We start from the raw sequence: 5,753 nt of genomic DNA on the forward strand, positions 1-5,753 counted from the left end.
GCGCCGCTGTGGCTGCCGCCGTTCTACGCGTTCAAGATCGTCCCTGGTGACCTGGGCACCAAGGGCGGCATGCGGCCGGGGAGGGGTGGGCGGCCGGGAGGGGCCGGGCGAGCGGGCGGCGGGGGGACGCGCCCATGATGGCGCCCAGCGCTCCGGCCAGCAGCGTGCACAGCACCAGCGTGATCAGGGCGAGCCCGCCGCCCACGGTGAAGCTGACGAACACCGCCCCGACCAGACCGGCCACGAACCCGGCGATCAGGCCGAGGACGGTCCCCGCGGCCAGCCGCACCAGCCTCTCCGCCGGCCCTGGGGCGGGCGCGGCCGCGTACGGGGCAGCGGTGGCGGGCCCGTACGCGTACGCGGGTGCGGGTGTGTAAGCGGGTGCCGGTGTGTAAGCGGGTGCGGGCGTGTACGAGGGCGCTGGCGTCTCCGTTGAGGGCGGCGCGGCGTGGACGGGCTCCGGCGCGCCGGTCCCGGCCTCCGCGACCGGCACCGGCACCGCCCCCTCGGACGGCGCACCCGGCTCCCCGTTCCCCTCCTCGCGGACGGGCGCGGCGGCCTCCTCCACCAGCCCCGGGCGGGGGACGCCCTCGGCGGCCGGGCCCCCGCCCTTCGTCGAGACCGCGTCCCCCGAGACCGGGCGGGCGGCCGTGGCCTGCTCCCGGTCCGGCGGCGGTGTGGCGCCCCGTCTGTCTCCCATCATGTTCCTCTCCGGCCTCGACGGCAGGTCGATGATCATGCGGCACCCCGCGCCGTCCCCGATGCGGATGCCGCCCCCGTGCAGCTCGACGATCTCCTTGACGATGGCCAGCCCCAGCCCGGCGCCGCCGGCGTCGGCGGCGCGCGCCGTGTCCAGGCGTGAGAACCGCTCGAACACCCGCGACCGGGCCGACGCCGGGATGCCCGGCCCCTGGTCCGCGACCGTGAGCCGCGCCCCGTTCCCCTCGGCGGTCCCCGCGACCGTCACCACGCCGCCGGGCGGGCTGTGCCGCACGGCGTTGTCGAGGAGGTTGGCCAGCACCTGGGCCAGCAGGTCGGGGTCGGCGCGCACGACGAGCCCGCCGGGTGCCCGCGCGACGATCCGGACGTCCTCGCGGGCCAGCTCCGCCTCCCGCACGGCCTGTTCGAGCAGCGGCGCCAGCTCGACCGGCTCGGACTCGATGAGACGGGCGCCGGAATCCAGCCGCGACAGGTCGAGGAGCTGGGCCACGAGCCGCCCGAGCCGCTCGGTCTGCGCCAGGGCGGTGCTCATGGTGCCGGGGTCGGCCGCCGAGACGCCGTCCACGACGTTCTCCAGGACGGCGCGCAGGGCGGTGATGGGCGTGCGCAGCTCGTGGCTGACGTTGGCGACCAGCTCCCGGCGCTGCCGGTCCACCTCGCCGAGGTCGGCCGCCATGGCGTTGAAGGCCCTGGCCAGCTCGCCCACCTCGTCGCGGGAGGTGGCGCGCACGCGCAGGTCGTAGCGGCCCTTCGCGACGGTCTGGGCGGCGCGGGCCATCTCGCGCAGCGGCCTGGTCATGCCCATCGCCAGCACCTGCACCATGATGAGCGCGAGCGCCACGGCCACGGCGATGCGCACCTCGCGGGACAGGCCGGAATTGATGCCGACCTCGTTCACCACGAACGCGGTGCCGACGGCCAGCACGATCACGATGCCGAGCTTGACCTTGATCCGGCCGAGGAAGTCGAGCGGCCTCATCGGCGCACCAGCGCGTACCCGACGCCGTGGACGGTGCGCACCACGTCGGAGCCGAGCTTGCGGCGCAGCGCCCGCACGTGGCTGTCCACGGTCCGGGTGGCGGCGGCCTCGGAGAAGCCCCACACGTCCGACAGCAGCCGGTCGCGCTCGAAGACCTGCCCCGGCCGCTCGGCCAGCCGCCGTAACAGGTCGAACTCGGTCCTGGTGAGCTGCGCCTCCGTGCCGCGCACGAACACCCGGCGCGCTGCCGTGTCGATCTCGACCTCGCCGACGCGGATGACCGTGTCCTCGGCGGCGAGCTGGGTGGCGCGCTCGACCCGGCGCAGCAGCGCGTGGATCCGCGCGACCAGCTCACGCATGCTGAACGGCTTGGTGAGGTAGTCGTCGGCCCCCACGCCGAGCCCGACCAGCACGTCGGTCTCCTCGCCGAGCGCGGTCAGCATGAGGACCGGCACGGGGCGGGCCGCCTGCATCCTGCGGCACACCTCCAGCCCGTCGAGCCCCGGCAGCAGCCGGTCGAGGATCACCAGCTCGGGCTCGGCCCGGCCGTACTCGGCCAGGGCCGCCTCGCCGTCCCCCGCCACACGCACCTCGAAGCCCTCGGCCGCCAGCCGGTCGCGGACCGCCCGCGCGATCGTCTCGTCGTCCTCCACCAGGAGGACCTGTCGCCGCTCTGCCACGGACGAAAGCCTAGGAGTGCCCGGTGCAGACGGCACTCACTGAAACGTGCACATCCGGTGCAGACCGACCGGCCGTCGCGAGGTGTTCATGCCCGGCTCGCCGGGATGATGGCCGGGGCCGCCGCCGGGCGACTATCGTCCACCTGGACGGGGGAGATCCGGCATGGGAGAGACCACGAAGCTCGCGGGACGCTACCGGCTGCTGAACCCCCTCGGCGGGGGCGGTGCCCGGCTGGCCTTCGACGAGCCGGCGCACCGCGACGTCGTCGTCCGGGAGCTGCGCCCGCCGGCGGGGCTGCTGGAGCGGGCCGTCGGTGACGCGCGCCGCCTCGCCGCCCTGCGGCACGGCTCCCTCGTGCCGGTCGCCGACGTGGTGGCCGAGGACGACGCCGTCTGGGTGGTCATGGAGTTCGTCTCGGGGGCGTCGCTGGAGCGCACCGTGCGGGCGCGCGGCCCCCTTCCCGCGACGCAGGCCGCCCGGGTCGGAGTGTGCGTACTGGAGGCGCTGTCGGCGGCGCACGCGGCGGGGATCGTGCACGGCCGGGTCGATCCGGGCAACGTGCTGCTCACGCCGACGGGCCGGGCGCTGCTCACGGGGTTCGGGCTGCCGCAGCCGGAGCTGCGGCCCTCGGCCGACCTGTGGTCGCTGGCGGCCACGCTGCACTTCGCCGTCGAGGGCAGGCCGCCGGGCGCGTCCCCTGCCCCGGGCGCCGACCCGCTGCGGTCGCTGATCCGCGCGATGCTCGACCCGGCCGGTCCGCCGCCGGTCGAGCTGGTGGCCGGGACGCTCGGCCGGCTGGCTCTGGACCGTTCCCCTCAGCACGATGCGCCTACGATTTGAGATACATCGCGATTCGGAACCCCGGCGCGCCCCCACTCGTTGGACCGGCGACGCAGAATGTGGAAGAGGCGGGGCGCGCGCTCCGCGTTCGGAGGATGTTGAGGATGTCGCCAGTCCAGAAGTACGCCATCGGCGCCGGCGCCGCCGTCCTGCTCTCCCTGATCATTTTCGGGACCGGCTGGATCACCCTGCTGGTCATCCTCGGCGTGGTGGGCGCACCGGTGGTCGGATACCTGATGCTCGACCCGTCGCAGCGGGAGCGGCTCAAGCGTGCCCGCAGGCGCGGCATCGGCCACTGATTCCCAGCGAGGCGCGCACGGCGGCGGGGGTCAGGCCCCTGCCGCCGCCGTCTGCGCGTGCACCCGCTGGGTGACGCGCCGCTCCACGAAGAACGACAGGAACGGCACGGTGCCGCCCAGCATGATCCCCAGCATGTACGGCCAGCCCCACCGGGCCTTCATGCCCAGGTTCATGACCGCGACCAGGTAGATCATGTAGAGGAAGCCGTGGACGGGCGCCACGAACCTCGAGATGCCCTCGATGCCGAAGCCGTACCTCAGCACCATGGCCACGCACAGGACGAGCAGCATCACGCCGACGCAGTAGGCGAGCACCCGGAAGGGCTTCAGAGCCGATTCCACCGTTTCAACCTTCCAGAACCATCTCAGGGGACTTCTTGCGGTGTTCCCGGTCCGTACGCATGGCGTCGCGGACGAAGTGGAACCACATGAACACGGCGAACCCGGCGAAGATCCACCAGTTGGCGGCGTAGGCGAGGTTGCGCCAGGTGAGGGTGCCGCCGACGACCGGCGGCGCGACCTTGACCTGGGCCAGCGCGCCCGACGGCGGTTCGGCGACGACGTAGCCGTCACGGATCCTGCCGCCGCTCCACAGGTTGACGAGCTGGCCGGTGGACACGGTCTGGACCTGCCCCCGGGGCAGCTCGTCCGAGCGGCGCTGCACGCTGTCGGTGCCCTGCGACGGCCGGAGCCGGCCCGCGACGGTGACCTCGCCGGACGGGACGGCCAGCGCGGGCGCGTCGGCCTTGGCCGTCCAGCCGCGTACGACCGGGACCAGGGTGCCGTCGCCGAGGCGGAGCGGGGTCAGCACCCAGAAGCCCTGGTCGTGGGAGACCTTGCCGCCGGGCGCGTCCACGTCGGGCTGCCGGTCGACGACGAGGAGCTGGCCCGAGGGGTCGTAGACGCCGCTCACGGTGACGCGCCGCCCGACCGACATGCCGTCCATCTGCGCGCCCACCGGGGCGAGCGCGGTGACGGCGACGGGCGCCGGGTCGGCCGCCGCGCGCGGCTTGCCGGACTCCTGGAACACTCCGAGCTGCCAGCGGCCGAGCAGGATGAACGCCACGAGGACCACCACCGTCAACAGGTGGAGCCCCAGCATGCGGGGCGAGAGCACGGTCCTCAGCATGCTTCAACGCTATCCGGCGATGGGACCGGTCTCGCATCCAGCCTGCCCGCCGACCGGGTCAGCCGATCGCGTAAAAGGCGCAAAATGCGACAGGTGATCCCGCTAGGCTGCTGCCCATGTCTGAGCAGCACCAGCAGCCCGTCGACCCGGCGGGCACCACGCAGCAGTTCCGCGCCTTCGCGCAGCGCTCCGAGCAGGAGGCCGCCGCCGCGCCCAAGAAGTCCCCCCTTGTCCCGATTATCGCGGTGGTCGCGGCCATCCTCGTCATCGGCATCGCCGCCTTCCTGGTCCTGCGCTAGCCCGGCGGGCTTCCCGCACGGCGCCGACGGCCGGCCGACGACGACGGCCATCGGCGTTTTTCGCGCGCCCGGCCGCGTTTTGTCCGGATGCGCCATACCGACCAGTCGGTTTTGCGAGTTTCACAGATGTTGCTCCGAGGATGCCCCGGCCTCAGGTTGCGAGGAATCGCACTCCTCTCAGCAGGGTCAGGAAAGATGAACCGCCGCCAGGGCGATTCGACGTCCGGATCGCGGTGACCGCGTGATGTGGGAACGCGGGGAAATCTGTCGGGGCTGCTGTGTAGGTTGGCGATCGTGACGGCGGCAGCGGCTGCGGGCAGGGATGGCGGGTGTGTCCGGTACACCTACCGGCTGCGCCCGTCCTCGGGTGCGCGTGCCGGGTTGCTGGCGGAGTGGGATCGGTGCCGCTGGGTGTGGAACCAGTGCGTGGCCACCTCCCGCGCCGCGCACCAAGCAATGCTGAAGTGTGGTCCGGCGCGGCTGGACAAGCTGTTGACCGGCTGGCGGTCCGAGCATGGGTGGCTGGCCGGCGGGGCGTCGGTGCCGCAGCAGCAGATCATCCGTGACTTCGCTCGCTCCCGCGCCAAGGCTTTGCAGGACATCAAGGACCGGCTGTCGGTCAAGCGGCGGGCGGGGATGCCCCGGTTCAAGAAGAAGGACCTGGCCCGTCCGAGCTTGAACTACAGCCGGCGTGGTTTCCGGCTCAGGGACGGGCGCCTGCATCTGGCGGGCGGCATCGTGCTGACCGTCGTCTGGTCGCGTCAGCTGCCTGCCGCCCCGTCGTCGGTGCGCGTCTACCGCGATGG

At 73.3% G+C, this 5,753-nt stretch carries 7 protein-coding genes and 1 pseudogene; 4 read left to right on the forward strand and 4 right to left on the reverse strand.

Annotation, left to right across the window (positions count from 1 at the left end; genetic code table 11):
- Positions 1–31: 31 nt before the first annotated feature.
- Both AB0H81_RS43515 and AB0H81_RS43520 read right to left on the reverse strand, forming a co-directional pair.
- A complete protein-coding gene (locus AB0H81_RS43515) occupies positions 32–1,699 on the reverse strand; it encodes a HAMP domain-containing sensor histidine kinase (RefSeq protein WP_358387990.1) in 1,668 nt (555 codons plus the stop codon).
- Positions 1,696–2,379: a response regulator transcription factor gene (locus AB0H81_RS43520; RefSeq protein ID WP_358387992.1), complete on the reverse strand. Its 684-nt coding sequence runs from the start codon at positions 2,377–2,379 to the stop codon at positions 1,696–1,698. Before AB0H81_RS43520 ends, AB0H81_RS43515 begins: the two co-directional genes overlap by 4 nt.
- Positions 2,380–2,542: 163 nt before the next feature.
- On the opposite strand from AB0H81_RS43520, the gene AB0H81_RS43525 reads away from it, so the two are divergent.
- Both AB0H81_RS43525 and AB0H81_RS43530 read left to right on the forward strand, forming a co-directional pair.
- Positions 2,543–3,220 carry a serine/threonine-protein kinase gene (locus tag AB0H81_RS43525; protein ID WP_358387995.1) on the forward strand — a complete coding sequence of 226 codons (678 nt, stop codon included), beginning with the start codon at positions 2,543–2,545 and terminating at the stop codon, positions 3,218–3,220.
- Positions 3,221–3,324: 104 nt separating this feature from the next.
- Positions 3,325–3,519, forward strand: a complete 195-nt coding sequence (locus AB0H81_RS43530) for a hypothetical protein (protein WP_358387998.1) — start codon at positions 3,325–3,327, stop codon at positions 3,517–3,519.
- 30 nt (positions 3,520–3,549) lie between these two features.
- Here the strand turns inward: AB0H81_RS43530 and AB0H81_RS43535 are convergent, their stop codons facing one another.
- Both AB0H81_RS43535 and AB0H81_RS43540 read right to left on the reverse strand, forming a co-directional pair.
- On the reverse strand, positions 3,550–3,861 hold the full coding sequence (locus AB0H81_RS43535) for a DUF3817 domain-containing protein (protein ID WP_358388000.1): 312 nt from the start codon (positions 3,859–3,861) through the stop codon (positions 3,550–3,552).
- Between the two features lie 4 nt (positions 3,862–3,865).
- Complete coding sequence (locus AB0H81_RS43540; RefSeq protein ID WP_358388003.1) at positions 3,866–4,648, reverse strand: SURF1 family protein; 783 nt, start codon at positions 4,646–4,648, stop codon at positions 3,866–3,868.
- Between the two features lie 116 nt (positions 4,649–4,764).
- On the opposite strand from AB0H81_RS43540, the gene AB0H81_RS43545 reads away from it, so the two are divergent.
- Positions 4,765–4,947, forward strand: coding sequence for a hypothetical protein (locus tag AB0H81_RS43545; protein WP_358388005.1), 183 nt, complete (start codon positions 4,765–4,767; stop codon positions 4,945–4,947).
- Between the two features lie 426 nt (positions 4,948–5,373).
- Positions 5,374–5,753 (forward strand): annotated as a pseudogene (locus AB0H81_RS43550) (hypothetical protein); the annotation flags it as partial.

The organism is Nonomuraea sp. NPDC050691 (assembly GCF_040654455.1).
Taxonomy (GTDB): domain Bacteria; phylum Actinomycetota; class Actinomycetes; order Streptosporangiales; family Streptosporangiaceae; genus Nonomuraea.